At 63.2% G+C, this 16,871-nt stretch carries 13 protein-coding genes and 1 tRNA gene; 9 read left to right on the top strand and 5 right to left on the bottom strand.

Annotation, left to right across the window (positions count from 1 at the left end; translation table 11 throughout):
• Positions 1-6: 6 nt before the first annotated feature.
• Positions 7-1,371: a DNA repair protein RadA gene (radA, locus tag SJY26_RS12360; protein WP_396593320.1), complete on the bottom strand. Its 1,365-nt coding sequence runs from the start codon at positions 1,369-1,371 to the stop codon at positions 7-9.
• A gap of 83 nt (positions 1,372-1,454) precedes the next feature.
• Positions 1,455-1,544 (bottom strand) — tRNA-Ser (locus SJY26_RS12355).
• Positions 1,545-1,613: 69 nt separating this feature from the next.
• Between SJY26_RS12355 and SJY26_RS12350 the strand changes: the two genes are divergently transcribed.
• The 6 genes from SJY26_RS12350 to SJY26_RS12325 all read left to right on the top strand — a co-directional run bounded on the left by SJY26_RS12350 (position 1,614) and on the right by SJY26_RS12325 (position 6,221).
• Entirely contained in the window at positions 1,614-2,447 is an 834-nt protein-coding gene (locus SJY26_RS12350) for a septal ring lytic transglycosylase RlpA family protein (protein WP_396593319.1), read from the top strand.
• Between the two features lie 48 nt (positions 2,448-2,495).
• Positions 2,496-3,122: a dTMP kinase gene (gene tmk, locus SJY26_RS12345; protein WP_396593318.1), complete on the top strand. Its 627-nt coding sequence runs from the start codon at positions 2,496-2,498 to the stop codon at positions 3,120-3,122.
• Positions 3,119-4,099, top strand: a complete 981-nt coding sequence (locus SJY26_RS12340) for a DNA polymerase III subunit delta' (protein ID WP_396593317.1) — start codon at positions 3,119-3,121, stop codon at positions 4,097-4,099. Before tmk ends, SJY26_RS12340 begins: the two co-directional genes overlap by 4 nt.
• Positions 4,099-4,887 (top strand): TatD family hydrolase, encoded by a 789-nt coding sequence (locus SJY26_RS12335; protein WP_396593316.1) that lies wholly within the window; start codon positions 4,099-4,101, stop codon positions 4,885-4,887. Before SJY26_RS12340 ends, SJY26_RS12335 begins: the two co-directional genes overlap by 1 nt.
• Positions 4,884-5,708, top strand: coding sequence for an MBL fold metallo-hydrolase (locus SJY26_RS12330; RefSeq protein ID WP_396593315.1), 825 nt, complete (start codon positions 4,884-4,886; stop codon positions 5,706-5,708). Before SJY26_RS12335 ends, SJY26_RS12330 begins: the two co-directional genes overlap by 4 nt.
• Positions 5,709-5,981: 273 nt before the next feature.
• The gene (locus tag SJY26_RS12325; RefSeq protein WP_396595760.1) at positions 5,982-6,221 is read left to right on the top strand and encodes a nucleotidyltransferase family protein; all 240 of its coding nucleotides are present in this window, start codon (positions 5,982-5,984) and stop codon (positions 6,219-6,221) included.
• Between the two features lie 84 nt (positions 6,222-6,305).
• On the opposite strand, the gene SJY26_RS12320 is transcribed toward SJY26_RS12325, so the two are convergent.
• From SJY26_RS12320 to SJY26_RS12310, 3 genes are all read right to left on the bottom strand, one after another.
• The gene (locus SJY26_RS12320) at positions 6,306-8,399 is read right to left on the bottom strand and encodes a nuclease-related domain-containing protein (RefSeq protein WP_396593314.1); all 2,094 of its coding nucleotides are present in this window, start codon (positions 8,397-8,399) and stop codon (positions 6,306-6,308) included.
• A 28-nt stretch (positions 8,400-8,427) separates the two neighbouring features.
• Entirely contained in the window at positions 8,428-10,665 is a 2,238-nt protein-coding gene (locus tag SJY26_RS12315; RefSeq protein WP_396593313.1) for a hypothetical protein, read from the bottom strand.
• A gap of 83 nt (positions 10,666-10,748) precedes the next feature.
• Positions 10,749-11,912, bottom strand: a complete 1,164-nt coding sequence (locus tag SJY26_RS12310) for a hypothetical protein (protein ID WP_396593312.1) — start codon at positions 11,910-11,912, stop codon at positions 10,749-10,751.
• Between the two features lie 359 nt (positions 11,913-12,271).
• Here SJY26_RS12310 and SJY26_RS12305 point away from each other — a divergent pair, with 359 nt between their 5' ends.
• The 3 genes from SJY26_RS12305 (at position 12,272) to SJY26_RS12295 (ending at position 16,810) form a co-directional block, all read left to right on the top strand.
• Positions 12,272-13,804, top strand: a complete 1,533-nt coding sequence (locus SJY26_RS12305; protein WP_396593311.1) for an NERD domain-containing protein — start codon at positions 12,272-12,274, stop codon at positions 13,802-13,804.
• On the top strand, positions 13,707-15,635 hold the full coding sequence (locus SJY26_RS12300; RefSeq protein WP_396593310.1) for a hypothetical protein: 1,929 nt from the start codon (positions 13,707-13,709) through the stop codon (positions 15,633-15,635). The genes SJY26_RS12305 and SJY26_RS12300 overlap by 98 nt, the downstream gene beginning before the upstream one ends.
• A 167-nt stretch (positions 15,636-15,802) precedes the next feature.
• The gene (locus SJY26_RS12295; protein WP_396593309.1) at positions 15,803-16,810 is read left to right on the top strand and encodes a hypothetical protein; all 1,008 of its coding nucleotides are present in this window, start codon (positions 15,803-15,805) and stop codon (positions 16,808-16,810) included.
• Positions 16,811-16,871 lie beyond the last annotated feature (61 nt).

Genomic DNA, 16,871 nt, shown 5'->3' with positions numbered 1-16,871 from the left:
CGATCCCTAATACCTGTTCTGCGAGATTCGTTCGACGGCTTCCGTCAATCGGCTGATCCCCGTGATCTGCACCCCGCCGCCCTTCACCGTTAGGGGCGGGGACAGGGCCTGGTCAAAGCCCAGTTTCTGCGCCTCCCTCAGCCGCGCCTCGGCCCGGCCCACGGCCCGGACCTCGCCCGACAGGCTGATCTCGCCAAAGACGATACAGCCCTGGGGCAGGGGCATGTCGGTGGCCGAGGAGATCAGGGCGGCCGCCGCAGCCAGATCGGCCGCAGGCTCGTTGATGCGCAGCCCCCCGGCGACATTCAGATAGACGTCCTGATCGCCGAAACCGAAGCCACACCGGGCCTCCAGTACCGCCAGCACCATGGCCAGCCGACCGGTCTCCCAGCCAATTACGGCCCGGCGCGGCGTGCCATAGGCGGATTTGGACACCAGGGCCTGGATCTCGACCAGAACCGGCCGGCTGCCCTCAATCCCGGCAAACACTGCCGCCCCCGGGGCACGGTCCCGCCCTTCGCCGAGGAACAGGGCCGACGGATTTGCGACCTCGCGCAGGCCGGAGTCGCCCATTTCGAACACGCCGATCTCGTCGGTGGCCCCGAAGCGGTTCTTGCCGGCCCGCAGGATGCGGAACGGATAGCCCCGCTCACCCTCGAAGCTCAGAACGGCATCGACCATATGTTCGACCACGCGGGGGCCGGCGACCTGGCCGTCCTTGGTCACATGGCCGACCAGCACGACGGCCGTGCCCTGGGATTTAGCCAGCCGGACCATCTCACCGGCGCAGGCCCGGACCTGGGTGACCGAACCGGGCCCCGCCTCATGGGCGTCGGACCACAGGGTCTGGATCGAATCGACGATGACGATGTCGAACTTCTCGCGTTTCAGCGTGCCGAGGATGTCGCGCAGCGCCGTGGCGGAGGCGAGCTGGACAGGGGCCTTTTCCAGACCCATCCGTTTGGCCCGGGCGCGGATCTGCTCGATCGCCTCCTCACCCGAGATATAGGCGACCCGGACGCCCTTCAGCGCCGCCCGGCCGGCCACGTCCAGCAACAGGGTCGACTTGCCGACCCCGGGATCCCCGGACAGCAGGATCGCCGATCCGGGCACGACCCCGCCGCCACACACCCGGTCGAACTCCGTCACCCCCGTCACGATCCGTGGCGGCTCGGGCGTCTCCGACAGCAGGGATTCAAAATGCAGTCCGCGCGCCTTGGCCGTCGCCGCGGGCTTCAGTGTGCCGGGCGGACCGGAGCGGCCCTCCTCGACAATGGTGTTCCAGTTGCCGCAAGCCCCGCACTGGCCCGCCCACTTGCCGTGGACTGCCCCGCAGGACTGACAGACATAGATCGCGCCGTCTTTTGCCATGGGGACGGCTTACAGGAGTCGGACGGGGCGGGGCAGGGGCCGCAACCAGGCGTACGACCAATTCTGTCGTAGGTATCGGCCGCTGGCGGAAGCGGTGGGATTCGAACCCACGGACGGCTTGCACCGTCGCTGGTTTTCAAGACCAGTGCCTTAAACCACTCGGCCACACTTCCTCGGGCGGAGGAGATAGCAGCGACCGGGGCGTTAACCAAAACAGAAATCGGAGCGGCGATGATCGGCGCATGTGGACGCTCCCTTCCGTTTGCGCCCGGCCCCTGCGGGTCGTCGGCGTCGCCGCCCTGATCTCGCTGCTGGCGGCCTGCGCCAGCGTGGGGGGAGCCGGCGGGCCGAACCGCGGTCGCGCGCCCGCTGCCCCGGTTGTCACAGACCCCGCCCCCATCGTTTCGGGGACCATGCGCCGCTACCAGATCCGCGGCCGCTGGTATCAGCCGGCCGAGCAGCCGGACTATGACGTCGTCGGCCTGGCCTCCTGGTACGGCGATCAGTTCCACGGCCGGCCCACGGCGACCGGCGAGCGGTTCGACATGCATGCCCTGACAGCGGCTCACAAGACCTTGCCGCTGCCGGGGCTGGTGGAGGTGACGAACCTGGCCAATGGCCGGACGGTGATCCTTCGCGTCAACGACCGGGGTCCCTTCGTCGAAGACCGGATCATCGATCTGTCGCGCGGCGCGGCCGATGCGCTCGATCTGCGGACCCGGGGCGTGGGCGAGGTTCGGGTGCGCTATCTGGGCCGGGCCCCGCGTCTGGGGGGCGGTCAGGTGCTGCAGAGGGCCGCCGTCGGGGAGGCCGCGCCGGTGGCTTCTGCCCCGCTCCCGATCCCTGCCATCGCCAGCCCGCCCGTCTGGCTCCAGGTCGCCGCGTTCGCCACCCGGGCCGAGGCCGAGGCGGCGGCCAGCCGGGTCGGTGCGCCGGCCCTTGTCCAGGCGGCCTCGAACCAGCGGAGCTACCGGATTCTCCTTGGCCCATGGACCGATCCCAATGCGGCGGAGCGCGCGCGCCTGGCCGTGGCGGAACGCGGGTTCGGCCAGGCGGCGCTGATTCCCGGGGGATAGGACGCATCCGCCCTTGGCCCGAAGCCCCCGGGCCGCCATTGTGCGGCCGTGGCACGCGGTCGATTCATTACATTCGAGGGCGGGGAGGGGACCGGGAAATCCACCCAGGTCGGCCGCCTCGTCGAGAGGCTTTCGGCCACCGGGCTGGAGGTCGTGCGGACGCGCGAACCCGGCGGCTCGCCCGGGGCCGAGGCGATCCGCGATCTGGTTGTGTCCGGGACCGCGGATCGCTGGTCGCCCCGGACCGAACTGCTGCTGATGTATGCGTCGCGCTCCGACCATCTGGAACGCACCATCCGCCCAGCACTGGAGGCCGGCAGCTGGGTCGTCTGCGACCGGTTCGCCAATTCCAGCCGGGCCTATCAGGGGGCCGGGGGCGGTGCCGCCGCAGACCTGATCGAGACGCTCGATCGTGAAATCGTCGGCGGCGATCAGCCCGATCTGACGCTGGTGTTCGACCTGCCGGTCGAGGTCGGTCTGGAGCGCGCGCTGGGGCGCGGCGCGGCCGAGACCCGGTTCGAGTCCAAGGGTCTGGAGTTCCATCGCCGGCTCCGCGACGGCTTTGCCACCATCGCCATGCGCTACCCCGAGCGTTGTCGGCTGATCGACGCGACCGGAACACCGGATGAGGTCGCCGACCGGGTCTGGGCCGCCGTCCAGCCTGTGCTGCCATGAGCGACCACCCCCGCGACCGGTTCGACCTCAAACCTTCGCTGGAGGCCGAGACCGCCTTCGTCGACGCGCAGGACCGGGGCCGGCTGCACCATGCCTGGCTGCTGTGCGGGCCGGAGGGCGTGGGCAAGGCGACCTTCGCCTATCGTGCCGCGCGCCGCCTGCTGGGGGCCGCGCCCGACCCGACGCGTGGCCCCCTCGGTGCCCGGCCGGACGATGCGGTCAGTCAGCTGGTCAGCGCCCGGTCCCACCCCGATCTTCTGGTGCTGGAGCGGCTGGTCGAGGGCGGAAAGACGAAGAAATCCATCTCGGTCGAACAGGCCCGGGACCTGCCCGAGTTCTTTTCCAAAAGCCCGTCCCAGGCGACCCACCGGGTGGCCATCATTGATACGGCCGATGACCTGAATATCAATGCCGCCAATGCCTTGCTGAAGGTTCTTGAGGAACCGCCGGAACGCGGCGTTCTGTTCCTGATCAGCCATGCGCCGGGCCGGCTGTTGCCGACGATCCGCTCGCGGTGCCGGCGGCTGGCCTTCCCGCCGTGGCCGCAGGCGGAGGTCGCAGCCCTGGTTCGGCGCATGACCGATCTGCCCGAGGACGAGGCGGAGCGGATTGCCGGCATGGCCCGGGGCTCGCCTGGTGCCGCCCTGGATCTCGCCTCTGCCGCCAGTCTGGAGACCGAACGGCTGGCCCGGGACTGGGTCGAGGCCCCGGCCATCGATCGCGCCGAACAGCTGGCCATTGCCGACGGCTTTCGCGGGGCTGAAGGGCAGGCCCGGTTCGAGGCCCTGCTGGATAGGCTGGCGGCGGCGGTGAAGGTTCGGGCCCTGACCGGCGGGGCAGGGGGCGAGGCCTGGGCCGGGCTGTGGTCACGTCTGACCGACCTGCCGGAGCGGGCCGCCGCCATCAATCTGGACCGCGGCGACCTGCTGGCGTCGGCGCTGGCCGACCTCGCCCGTGTGAAGGCCATGAGCCGCTGATGCTGATCGACAGCCACGTCAACCTGCACGCCCCCCAGTTCGATGAGGATCGCGACGCCGTCATCGCGAGGGCCCGGGAAGCCGGGGTCGGGCTGATGGTCGAGATCTCTGACAAGCTGTCGACCTTCGAGGCCACCCACGGCCTCGCCATGGCTCATCCCGACATCTGGTGCACCGTCGGCGTCCATCCGCACGAGGCGAAGGATTACACCCGTCTGACGGCCGATGAGCTGGTAAATCTTGCTGCCCGGCCCCGGGTGGTCGGGATTGGTGAATGCGGCCTCGACTTCCACTATGACCTGAGCCCGCGCGAGACCCAGGCCGAAGTCTTCCGCCTCCATATCGAGGCCGCGCGCTGCACCGGCCTGCCGCTGGTGGTCCACACGCGCGAGGCGGACGACACCATGGCCGCCATTCTGGAGGAAGAGCGGGCCGCCGGTCCGTTCCGCTTCCTCATGCATTGCTACACGAGCGGCCCGGAACTGGCGGAAAAGGCGGCGGCCATGGGGGCCTGGTTCTCGGTCTCCGGCATCGCCACCTTCAAGGCCGCCGAGGATGTCCGGGCCGTGATCCGGGGCATGCCGGCGGACCGGATCATCGTGGAGACCGACTGCCCCTATCTGGCCCCGGTCCCGCATCGCGGCCGCCGCAATGAACCGGCCTATGTCGGCCACGTTCTCCAGGCCCTGGCCGACATTCGCGGCTGGTCGCGGGAGGAGGCGTTGATGAGAACGACCGACGCCTTCTTCGCCCTGTTCGACCGGATTCCGCGCGAGGACGGCCGATGACCGCGCCGTCGGCGGGGGCAGGGGCCATGCTGGAGGTCCGGCTGCTCGGGACGGGGTCGTCCGGCGGCGTGCCACGCGGCGACGGCGACTGGGGCGTCTGCGATCCGGCCGAGCCCCGCAACCGCCGCAGCCGCTGTTCCATGCTGGCCCGGCGGCGCGACGCGGACGGCGAGACCTGTGTTCTGATCGACACCTCGCCGGACCTGCGCGAACAGATGCTGGCGGCCGGTACTCGCGATGTGGACGCCGTCCTCTACACCCACGACCACGCCGACCAGACCCATGGCATCGACGATCTCAGGGTTTTCGCCCTGCGTCGCCGTCAGCGCATTCCGGCGTGGATGGATGGGGCCACACGCTCGGCCCTGACCGCAAGGTTTCCTTATATCTTCGAAAGTATAGAGGGTTATCCGGCGATCCTCAATGCCTGCGACATCCCGGCCCACGGCGAACCGTGGTCGGTGAGTGGGGGCGGGGGACCGGTGCCGGTCGTGACGTTCGATCAGGGGCACGGACCCATCCGGTCGGTCGGCTACCGTCTGGGCCCGGTGGCCTATTCCAGCGATGTCTCGGACCTCGACGACGCCGCGTTTGCCGCGCTCGACGGCTGCAGCCTCTGGATCGTCGATGCGTTGCGCTGGACGGCGCATCCGACCCACAGCCATGTTGACCGGACCCTGGACTGGATCGCACGATCCGGCGTCCAACGCGCGGTTCTGACGAACCTGCATATCGATCTGGATTACAACGCTCTGGCGGCCGTGCTGCCGGCTGGCGTCGAGGTTGGATACGACGGCTGGATGGCCAGCCTGCCGCTCTAGCCCATACTACGATTTCGCATAATATCTCTTAGGCGATAAAAGGAAACGCCCCTATGTGTCGGTTTCCCCAGTCGCTGCGACTCCCGCGCGACTCGCGGTCTCAGCGGGGAAATCTGCAGGTTTTGCTGATTTCCTTTCCCTACCGATGCGACTCCCCGTGTGCGTGCCAAGCCGTATCGCACTGTCGCTTGCTCCGTGGGATGCTGAGGAATGCGCCGCACTCAGGTCATCGTCACAGTGGAGCAGCTGGAGCCCTCGCTTCGATAGCAAGGCATTGGAGCCATCTACCTGTTCGGATCTCTCGCGCGAGAGACGCAGACCGACTTTTCGGACATCGACCTGGCGTTCGACCTCGCGCCAGGCGCGACCGAGCGCTTCTCCTTGATCGATCAATCGCGCATCCAACGCCAATTGGCGGCAGCGCTCGGCACCAAGGTTGATCTGGTCGAGCGGGAGTATCTCCGACCGCGGGTCTCTGGTCGTGCGGAACGAGACATGATCCAGATATTCTAAGGCCCCTCCCCCGCTCAACGTCAGGCCAGCGCCGGTCCCGGACACCCCTCGCCGACCAGCAGCCTTTCGATTGTGCCCGCGGCTTTACTCCGCCGAAGTCTCCCGGGGCATAGCGGCTCGAAACTGGGTCATCACCTCATCCATCTCCGGATCTTCCTCCCAGTCGAAAGACACCTTCTGGCCCATTCTGACCCGACCTGTTGATGGTTCAAGGCACAGGCCGAACCAACTGTTGGATTTCGTATCGTATTTGCGAACCAGCAAGTGAGCCTCAAGTCGCTGCTCCGCCTCGGCGGCGGGGAAAGTATTGCTATGAACCGTGACGCCCGTGCCAGCGAAGCCCATCGAGAAATCGGACCTTCCCCGCCGACCCGCCTCTATGATCACGCGATCGACGCCATTCGCCAGACACTCAATTGAGCGACCACTCAACTCATAAAGAAGCAGGCCGAACTCAATCATAGACGCTTGGGGACTGGCCTCGATCACCTTCAGGACCTGATCGAGCACCCGCCCGTAGATCGCTGTCAGTATGCCTTCAGGCGTTCGACGTCCTGGCAAACCGATGCGTCGCGCGCTCATGGCGATCTCTAGATCGGCGACGAAATCATCCTCGAGCACCACCGCGTCGTGGTCGTCGTCGGGCCAAAGATTATATTTCAAATGGTACGCCAGCAGGGTCATCTCGTGCTGGAAGATCATTTTGGTACCGAAGCGCGCGCGCAACTCTAGATAGCTGAGCAGCCGTAGAGGCCGGTCGAGCATCTCGCAGACGGCGTCGAGAGCGAAAACATCTATGACCAGAGGAGCCAACACCCCGTCGATCGCGCGCGCTTTTAGGAATTGTCCGGTCTGATAGTTGAGGGCTGGATAATGATCCGCCACCACGCAGATCGGATGGACCTGCCTGATAGGCTCTTCGAGTTTCAAAACCTGTCCGTCCGCCAAAACCAACTTCACGGCCGGATCCAACAACTGCTCGGCGCGCCGAAGCGCTTGGTCGTACGCAGCCTGAACGCCATTTTGGAAATCGCGGCGGATCTGCAGGTCGTTGCCGCGGCGCGCCTCCAGGGTGAGCCGCTTTGATTTGACCTCGATGACCACGGCTCGGTCCGCGAAAACCGCCAAGACATCGATCTCGATACGCTCGCCCTTGCGCTTCTCCAGGTGAACGCCGCGGTAAACCCGGCCTAGCCCAAAGACGGCCTCCAAGCGGCTCAGAGCGAAGGTCTCGGTAAAGTCGCCGCGGTGAGTGAAATGAGTGGTCTTGTACGCTTCGTCTGCAGCCATCCAATAATAGGGCGACTCGTACAGAGCTTCAGCCAAGGCGTTAAAATGGAACAGGAGGCGGCGACCGTCGCCACATTCCAGGACCGGCGACGCGTTGACGGCGTTGAAGTCGCTCAGGCGTTGGAAGGACGGGTTTCGATCAGACGTCCCAAACGTGAGGGGGGCGATGGCGGACCTGACCACAGCGGGATCCCCATTGAGCCGTTGGGCCGCCTGATCCAGATCAACCATGAAAGCCTCAAGGAGCGCCGGATCGCCTGCTATGAGCGGTCCGCTTTTGAGCACTTCGCTCACTTGGAGGCGCGTCGCCTCATCCATGGCCAGCGCCACCGCCACGATCTCGTCGATCGACACGCCATGTCGCGTCATGAGCCACTGGGCGTCCTCACGATATTTCAACGTCGCGAGTTCGCAGTTCTGGAACGGGAAACCGCCCTCCCCGCCGTAGAAAATCGCTTCCCGCAGATCGGCGTCCGGCCGCTCAATCGATCCCGTTGGCTTGCCCTGGAACATCGCCAGCATCGACTGTCGCCAAGGCTCGCTCAGACTGTCGTGCAGCTCGCCAAGGAGGCTATCCGTCCGTGCAACGAGATCGGCGGCGTCTTCAGGTGGAGGCGCTGCATAGTCGGGGGCCGCCTGAACCATCAGGCCGATCAATGTGAACATTTCTGTCCGGATAAGTCGCGAACGCGAATAAAAATGCTGCATGTCGTCTGCGGTGATCTCGCCGCTGAACAGCGTGAAATTATCTCGCGCACAGAGATAGGCGATGATGTGGGCAAAGCCTGGCGTGGCCGCGAGAATGCGCAACTCCTCGAAGACGGTTTGTTCGGCCCGAGGCGGTTTGCGCTCGGTGCCGCCACGCAGTTCGCCGGTGTCCTCGCTCACCGCTTGCGCCGGGATTTCGGGCGCGCTTTCACTTGGCGTCTTTCGGCTGTGCTAACGGTACCGCTCGAGCGCGGAGCTGTTCCGCTTCGGCCTTAACAGCAGCATAGTCGTTGCGCAGAACCGACGGTGCGGCGATCGAGGCGCAAGTCAGCCCAACCACCTTTCCTTGCGGGTCGAAGGTCGCCACCATGACCGCCATCTTGCGAGCATCGCCCATCAAGCATCCGGCTTCTGCATGGCGGTGCAGCTCTGCTTCACTGGGATACGCGCCTAGCCGGCAGACCCAGATCTGAATCGGATCCTCGTCGCCCAGCTGCAGGCAACGTCGCGGGTGCTGCGCCAGTGTTGGGACCAGATCAGAGATGGTCTGCGCCAGAGCGTCTCGCAGGTCTCCGCTCATATCTCGAAGATGCCCATCCATTTCCAGCCACCCTGCAGGTCGAATACGGGCCAGCCCATCCAGAAGGGCCTGCATCATCTCGGGGAAGTCTTGAGCGGGAACCGGCCGATCGCTCCAGTCTGGTCCTTCGAAATGCCGATCCACGAGATCGCTGAAATGCGACCAAGTGACCATATCCGCGGTCTTGAGCTGCTCTTTGATGTCGTAGTCGAACCGGTTGCCCGACACATAGGCGCCTAGGTGATCGGTCTCGTCGAACAGCAGGGCGTTGGGCAAGCCAGCTACGGCTTGGCGAACCTCGAGATAGTGGATGAGCTCTCCGGTCGTCGGCAAAAAGCGAGTCAGGACGAACAGGTCGTCAACTGACATGGACATGAACGGGTGGGCGTCGAGGATCGGGGTGACCTCGGGCAGCTCCTTTGCCATCGCCGAGAACGGCGTAAACGCCTCGACGGTCAGGCCGATGGGAAGCAGTAGCCTGAACCTCGCCTTTCTGAGCCGGCCGATCTCAACGTATTCACCATCCACGAGATGGAACAGCGGCGCTTCGGGTTGGCTGGCCAGATACTCTAAGAAGCGTCGACATTGTCGGTACGCCTTAACAATCAGATCCTGAATGACCCGCTCATGGCTGGCGAAGTTCGTCGCCGGCGACTGCATGGGCATGACGCCGGCTTTGGCTTCGACGACGACAAGGACATCGTCCAACGCGATGATCAGATCAGTCTCAGCCCAGTCTCCTGTCTTTGGGTCTCGATAGTAGACGCTCTCATAGATTTGAGCGCCGTCCAACTGGCTTGCGAAAATCGCTGGAAAGGCCTGTTCGACCACGCGCGCCTGGCGTTTTAGCCATTCGTCTCGGTAGGGCAGCCGCTTCCACAAGCCCCACTGGATCGCGCGATAGGCGGAATCCCTGATGAACTGGCCGTCTGTGGAATAGAAGTCGTCGCCAAGCTTTATCCCCGGTCGTGTCCGCCCGGGAAGTGTTCGCATCGGCGTTCCGGAAAACTCTCCAGGCGCGAAGAACCGGTCGTCCTGGCCCGGCTCGAACGAGAGGTCTTCGAGCAGGGCAACGGAGAGAGATGAGTGGCGGCTCAGATTGCATACGCCGCCGAAGAACATGTCCTGAGCGCTGGCTGAAAGGCCCGCCATGTAGTTTGGATCGGTCTCGCTCAGCTCTTTGACCACCGCGCCCATATCTGCGCCCGTGGCCTCAACTTGCGCCATGGCCCTGTCAAAGCCGGCGAATAGATTCTCGACTGCGTCACTGAACCCGGAGCGGAAGGCGTCAGAAATGTTCTGCAGGCCCTTCGCGATCGCCTCAGGCTCCATGCCATAGGCCTCGCGCAATGCCTCGGCATGAGGCGCAAGGACGTAGGTGAAGAACTCGTCTTCCAGAACTTGGTAGCGGTGCCCTCGGATCAGGGCCCAAGATGACTTAGCGTGAAACTCGGTTTGGGCCGATCGGCCGTCCACCACTGCCGCTGAACTCGCCATGCAATACATCATGGTGGTCGTTGAAAGCCGCTCCAAAACCTCCATCAGAGCGGTGACGCCTGGTTCGTCTAGATCGATCAACTCGTCCGCAAGGGGACTATGAGAGCTCCAGACGGCGTGGAGATACTCCAGGACGAATTGGAAGGTTTTAAGAACGTCTCGGTCAGGTCCTTCTTTCTCGTCGAAGGCGCTCATGTTCGCCATCTGGAAAAGGCTGAGCACGTAGGCGAGAAGCTTGACTGGAGGTTGGGCGACCACAAGAGCGGGCACTTGCCCAGCGAGATCTTCCATCTCGAGGCGCAACCTCTCAGCCTGCGCCATTAAATGGGCGCGGCGCGCGGTTTCATCTGTAGGGACAGGCGAGGTCATACGCGATCCGAAGCTAGGCTTTGCGAGCAATACGCTCGAAAGCCCCAGGTTGAAACTTCGCAAGCTTAGTTGGCATGCCGCGGTCAGGCAGATCGCTGTTCCGCCGTATCGTCAAGTTGGGTTGGGATTTCCCAATAATGGGCCGCCTTGGAGATCTCGCCCATGAGACCGGCCAGCTCTGGCGTCTTTGAAAGGACACGGCGCAAGTTCTCCGCCTTGCGTTTGTCGACATAGAGCCGACCCACATAGGGACCAAGGGCCGCGAGGTATGCATCATTGACGTCGCTGCCGGGGCGACGCAACTCCACCTGCCGGTGGCGCGACGACGCCTGGTGCAGCACCCAATGTGGACAGAGCTGCATCTTCACACTGGCGCGTAGCCTATAGAGGTCGAGCCCGGTTGCGTCCGCCACCACGTGTAACTGCTGACGAAACGTGCAGAGATCTCCGAGTTCATTGCTCGTCATATCCAAGCGAATCTCATCGCGACTGACACCGCGAGCTTCGGCGGTTCGGACAACGAAGTCCCAGATATCGCCTTCACCGCTGGGGACCGTGGCCTTCACCTGGTCGAAGAATTTTTCCGCAACCTCGTTCGGATTGCGGATCCGAGCATCGCCTTTGACAGCGATTTCCCGCCGCAGATTCTGCGTCATGATTCCGATCACCTCGCTTGTGTCTTCGGGCACACGGAAGCGCATCTTGATCAGGTCACCGATCAGGGTGGAGCCGAAACCGAAATCGACAGGAGCGATCGCCGCTACAGTTTGAACGCTGGCGTTTCTCGCTCGAAATAGTGGGCGAAGAACCCACCACACGTCGAGATCGCCCAGTGCGTCCGTTGCGGAGCCAAACCGGATCAAGCGCTGCATAGCCGCATCGCGAACGCTCAACAGGTCCGTCGCCCCCTCACATTGCACGACGGCTTCAGCGGCGAGGATGTCGGTAATCCCGCCCAATCCGTGAGGCGGCCGCTGTGATTTCAGCCAGGCGATCGAGGACAGGTTCGCGAGATACTCGAGCCGGGCCGCCACCACCTCGTCACGCTGGTGACTAAGCAGCTCTTCCAAGTGATGGAAGGTCAGCGTGAGCACATAGCCCCGATCGAGAAGACTGGCCGGAAAAGCCGCGGCCTTGTCTCGCATCGCGGAAGACGTCGAGGTCGCATCTTTGATCAGATTGGCCCAATGGGCGCTGTCTATCGTCAGCAGCTTGGGCCGATGGATCAGGGGGAATTCTTGATGCAACGGCAATCAGCCTACGAGGGCTTCATCGTTGAGAGGTCTCCAGCAGAATCCTCTAGGCGAACGCCATGTTCGCCCCCAGCAATCAGCTGACGCGCCATGTTCTGCGCTGCGCGTCCGGTCCATCGGTTGGTTCGTGCGATTTCGCCGGATGGTTTGTGAGTGAAGACGACGAGATAGCGCATAAGCTCAAGCTAGGAAGACGCGTCGGGGAGTCAATCGGCGCAGAGCAATTTGACGAACCAACTTGTCAGGTGTCCAACACGCCATGGTTCTGACGCCGACCCCGCTACCTCGTCGACTGGAAGAGCCACGCTTGGTCGCAACTCTAGCTCAAAAGCGCCAGCGGCGGGCCATCTAGTATGGGCATCAAGACAACGCCGCGGGTCGAGGTTTACTTTGGCGGTCCGCCCACCGACCGAACCGAAAACAAATTCCTCGCACGCCTAGAGGCGGACCTCTACCGGCTAGGACAAGACGCGGTCATCTTCGCCAACTTCTTGGTCGGCCCCAAGTCTCAACAGATCGACGCGCTCGTCGCGACCGAAACCGGCGCCTTGCTCGTCGAGATAAAAGGGTATGGTTCGCCCGTTCGCGGCGCGCTGAACGGCGCATGGTCCCAGCGAATGCCTGACGGGACCCGGCGTTCTCTTGGGAGCCGAAACCCTTATCATCAAGCGTCAGACGGGCGTTTTGCCGTCGCGGATCTAATCAAGACGCAGTTAAAGCGGGATGGTCTCCCGGCTTTAGATGGGTTGGTTTGTCTATACCCCTCTCCCCCATCGGGCACGGACCTGCCTACCGGTGATTTCAAAGCTTGGATCGGCGGATATGACCGCGCACTGGAGCTCTTGGAGAAACGGCGAATCCATCCGCTCGCGCTTGACGATTGGAGGACCTTGGCCCGATCGCTCAATCTTGAGCCTCGAGAACAGACTTACGCCAGCGCCGAACGCGTAGTCATCGACGACTATTGCCGTCGGTACGGTGAGTTGGCCGGCGTCCTGACGGGCCCCTACGCGCCAGTCGAGCTTCGTCTCGACGATTGCCTGCTCAATCTATCTACGGTCGGCGACCTTTTGCGCGATGGATCGCATCTGCAGATCGTTGGGCCATCGGGCTGCGGCAAGTCGGCCTTGCTCTCTCGTTTGGGCCAAGACGCCAACACCGGCAGGTTTGCGCCAATCCCGGTGTCTGCTCGCATGTTCACCGGTGATCTAGGCTCACTGATGAAACGCGGGCTCGCTTCAGCGACCGGTAAACACCTAAGCGAGTTTTTGCGCGCCGCCGACGTGACAGGGGTCGTGATCGTCCTGCTCATCGACGGCTTCAACGAATGCCCGACAAACTTTCAGAACGATCTGTTGAAAGCTCTGCTGGCTGCGCGGCTCCGCTATGGTGTGCAGATTGTTCTCACCAGCCAACACCCCGTTGATACACCTGTAGACTTGGATGAGGTGGTCCTTGAGTTGCCTCAGCCAAGCCCGGACCACACGCGCGCTATCGTCGAGGCCCGGCTCGATCGACCCCTAAGCTTGGATGAGCTTCCAGCTTTGGAGATCGTACGCACGGCCAACGACGCGGCGGTCCTCGCTGAAGTGATCCGAACACCACATGCTGCGGACGGGCGACACGCGCTCTACTCGGCCTTCGCGCGTCGGCGGATTGGCGATGCTGGTGAAAGCCACGGGGTGGGTCGGGGCCTGCGAAACTTGGCGACGCATATGCGCCAAGAATTTCATCAGCATCCTGCCTCGGGCGGCCGCCTTACGTCGCATCGCTCAAATCTCGCCGTCGTTGAAAGACCCCGACGAGACCTTAAGGCTCACCCTCGCTTCAGGCCTCTTGGAGGAGGAAGGCGAAGTCATTCGCTTTCGGCACGACCTCTTCGCTGACTTCTTTGCGGCGGATCAGCTTTTGGCCGATCATCCTGACTCGTCCGGATTGCGCAAGGCTCTCGCTCGACCCATTCACGCGGAGCTGGCGGAGTTTGTGGTAGGGGGCAGCGCTACGGCCGAGGTGCTTGATGCGGTTCTCGATGGCGCTTCAACCGGGTTGTTGGAAGCCTGCCTCCGCGGTGTTTGCGGAACGCGCGCCCGAAGGGCCGTTCTAGATCGTTACCAAGCCCTCTTCGATCGCCTTGACGCCAAATACGCTGCGCTTCGGTTCGAGCTTCCAGCGCAGTTTCACGAGACGGGTGTGCTGGCCAACCTAGAATGGGTGGTCGATGAGAAGCATCTGCTCTCCGACCAGGACGTCGTGTTGCTCAAGACCCTGCCGGTGGCCACGCGTCATGGTCTATTGCCTGACATTCTCACGATGATTCGTCGCGTAAGCGTATCGTTGAATATCGAGGCCGAACGCTTGCGCCAGGCCAATCCCTCACTCCGGTTGCGTTGGGAAACCGCCGTACAAAGCGAGGTCTACGGGCTTTCTTTCACCGCGGCCGGCCAGGATTTCCAAGACCTGTTTCAAGCGACGAAACTGTCGCTGTTCCGCCGGCAGGATAGCGATGGCGTCTATCCCTTGTTTGTGGCCGCCGCTGAGGCCCCACGGATTCTGGACTACGGAGAGATGTTCTTCCTGTTTGAAGGCATGTCTGGCTTCGACGATTTCGAGAGTCCGCCGCCGTCCAACCTGATTGAACTCGTTCAGCGAGCTTGGGACTCTCGAATCTATCACCTTCAGCTTCTTGCGACAGATATCGTGGTGCGGCTTGGCTCTCGCCTCACCGACGAGCGCCGCCTGGCGTTGGGCGAGGTGGTGGAAACCTGGTTCTCAAACAGCAATGCCTGGCTGAACGGCTCAGTCTTTGACGCGCTGCGCGCTATCGACTGCCTAGAAGAGACGTTTGACGTCGACACAGTAGCGGAACGGTTCGAAGCGGCCGTGGCGCTCCCAGACACACCTGAGGCCCGCCAAGAAGCTCTCACGCTTTATGGTCACACCATAGATCATCCCTATGACCACATCTTCTCGGAGGCCTTCTCCGAAAAGCTGACGGCTGAGCAGCGCCGGGTGATTCACGAACGCGCGTTTGGAGCAGCCGACGTCTTTTCGATGTTCAAGGCTTTTCTGGCGTCCGAGCTGTTCACAGATCCTGCGCCTAGCGCGATCGAGGTGCTCCGAACGGCCGTTGGCCCTCCCATGGTGGAGACTCATTCCATCCAGGACTCGGTGAGCATCTTTGTGCATGCCATCGGTGCCTTGGCTCGTTTGGAGGCTGGCCTACCGACCCGCGCCGATTTGCCGTCAAGTCCAGCTCAAGCTTGGAACGTGGCCGGTGATCTCGTCTATGAAATGAACCGCTCGAGTCCCTCGGAGCCGGCGATGCGGGCGGCTTGGGAACGGCTTGAAGCGCTCGGCGCGACCCTCGCCGTCGACGTCATCATCAAAATCTCGGAAGATCGCGGATACTTCTGCAAGGCGGACGTTGCGATTTACGATCGTTTCGCGGACGGCGTGCTACGTCTCTCGCGGACCGTCTTGGACGAAGACTATGAACCACAACTCCTGTTCGACCGGTTCGACAGAATCCGTGAAGGCTCTCTAAGACATCGTCGTTTCGCGCTAGAAATGATCGCCCTTGGGGGACGCTCATCGGACCTGCGATTGGTGAGGGGCTGGCTCGACGATCCCAGGCTGGGACCCATCGCACTCGAGACGGCGCGCCAGCTCGAGGCGAGACCGTCGGGTCTAGACCCATCGCCCGAAGCCTTAAGATAGCGCTGTGGAACCGTGCCGAAAGCCAGACCTTCATATGGGCCCCCGCTGATGGACCACTTCCGATCCAGAAGGCGATACGAATACCGAAGCCATGCTTCTCGCTTGAAACGGCGCGGGAGGACGCTGAACAATTCGATCTCGAAGCCCCTGGGCCGAAAGGATCCAACATGACAACAGACGCCTCCCCCAGTCTGCTCGAGGAAGCGCGCGAGACGCCCGAGCGTGCACTGCGCATCTATGCGCGCCTTTGGCAGTTCGAAACCTGGCTTCGGTCGATCGTCTATGTCGAACTTCGCGCCCTACATGGCGACGAGTGGAACAGATCGCTGCCTTCCAGCCCGAAGTCATTGGAGGCGGACAAGTTCCTGACGCACATGCCCACGCCCGAGATGAACGCGCTCAGCTATGCTTCGCTTGGACAACTGACGGGTCTGATCGACGCGCACTGGGACTGTTTCGCGCCTTACCTGCCACCGCAGCCGCTCTGGGAGGCCAAGCTCAAGGAAATCGCCCAGATCCGGCACCGCATCGCCCATTTCCGGACCGGCCATGCGGACGATCACCCGCGACTTCTGCAGTTCATGCGCGATGTCGACCGCGGCTTCTGGACCTTCTGTACAAGCTACAACGATGCCTTGCCGATCCTGCCGCCCGATCGCGATCCGGTGACGAGGCGTTTCGCTCATCTGGATCCCCTGCCTTGGGGCGAAATCGAGCCCGGTCATTGGGCAAAGGTCGGGTTCGTCGACAAGACGGAAGTCGTCAATATGCTGGTCAACGTGCTCCGTCGCCCTTGGGCGGCGGATTCCGACGTTGTCGATGGCGCACCGGGACGTCTGTATGATGTTGTGTTGATGTGCGGCAATAGTCGCACATTCGCCTACCCCGCCTTGCTGGAGCGCACGAAACCAACCCATGACCGACTGACCCATGTGATGCTGGACACCGGGGCGACCGTGCGCCTGACCATTCCCTCCATCCTCGGGGCTGAGGCGGTGATCGGGATCATCGATGCCTGGCTGGAGGCCGCTCGAAACAACGTCCGGCGCGGCCCATTCATTTCCGCCGAGGCCGCAAACGCCATCGCGGCCGAGTGGCCTGAGTACGTCCTGGGACCAGGCCATCCCCTCGCTTATCTGGCTCCGGACATGCCGTGCAGCTTCTTCGATGCCTGAGCGTGGAGTGTCTCGCTTCGCAGCTTCAGACATCGTCCTACGGGCTTGTTTCTGACCAGGT

Source organism: Brevundimonas sp. R86498 (assembly GCF_044598075.1).
Classification (GTDB): domain Bacteria; phylum Pseudomonadota; class Alphaproteobacteria; order Caulobacterales; family Caulobacteraceae; genus Brevundimonas.
This window is presented reverse-complemented; position numbering and strand designations above follow the sequence as displayed.

Excerpts from the sequence above, each read along its gene's own strand:
- radA (WP_396593320.1), bottom strand. The coding sequence starts at position 1,371 with ATGGCAAAAGACGGCGCGATCTATGTCTGTCAGTCCTGCGGGGCAGTC.
- SJY26_RS12350 (WP_396593319.1), top strand. The coding sequence starts at position 1,614 with ATGTGGACGCTCCCTTCCGTTTGCGCCCGGCCCCTGCGGGTCGTCGGC.
- SJY26_RS12340 (WP_396593317.1), top strand. The coding sequence starts at position 3,119 with ATGAGCGACCACCCCCGCGACCGGTTCGACCTCAAACCTTCGCTGGAG.
- SJY26_RS12335 (WP_396593316.1), top strand. The coding sequence starts at position 4,099 with ATGCTGATCGACAGCCACGTCAACCTGCACGCCCCCCAGTTCGATGAG.
- SJY26_RS12330 (WP_396593315.1), top strand. The coding sequence starts at position 4,884 with ATGACCGCGCCGTCGGCGGGGGCAGGGGCCATGCTGGAGGTCCGGCTG.
- SJY26_RS12315 (WP_396593313.1), bottom strand. The coding sequence starts at position 10,665 with ATGACCTCGCCTGTCCCTACAGATGAAACCGCGCGCCGCGCCCATTTA.
- SJY26_RS12305 (WP_396593311.1), top strand. The coding sequence starts at position 12,272 with ATGGGCATCAAGACAACGCCGCGGGTCGAGGTTTACTTTGGCGGTCCG.
- SJY26_RS12295 (WP_396593309.1), top strand. The coding sequence starts at position 15,803 with ATGACAACAGACGCCTCCCCCAGTCTGCTCGAGGAAGCGCGCGAGACG.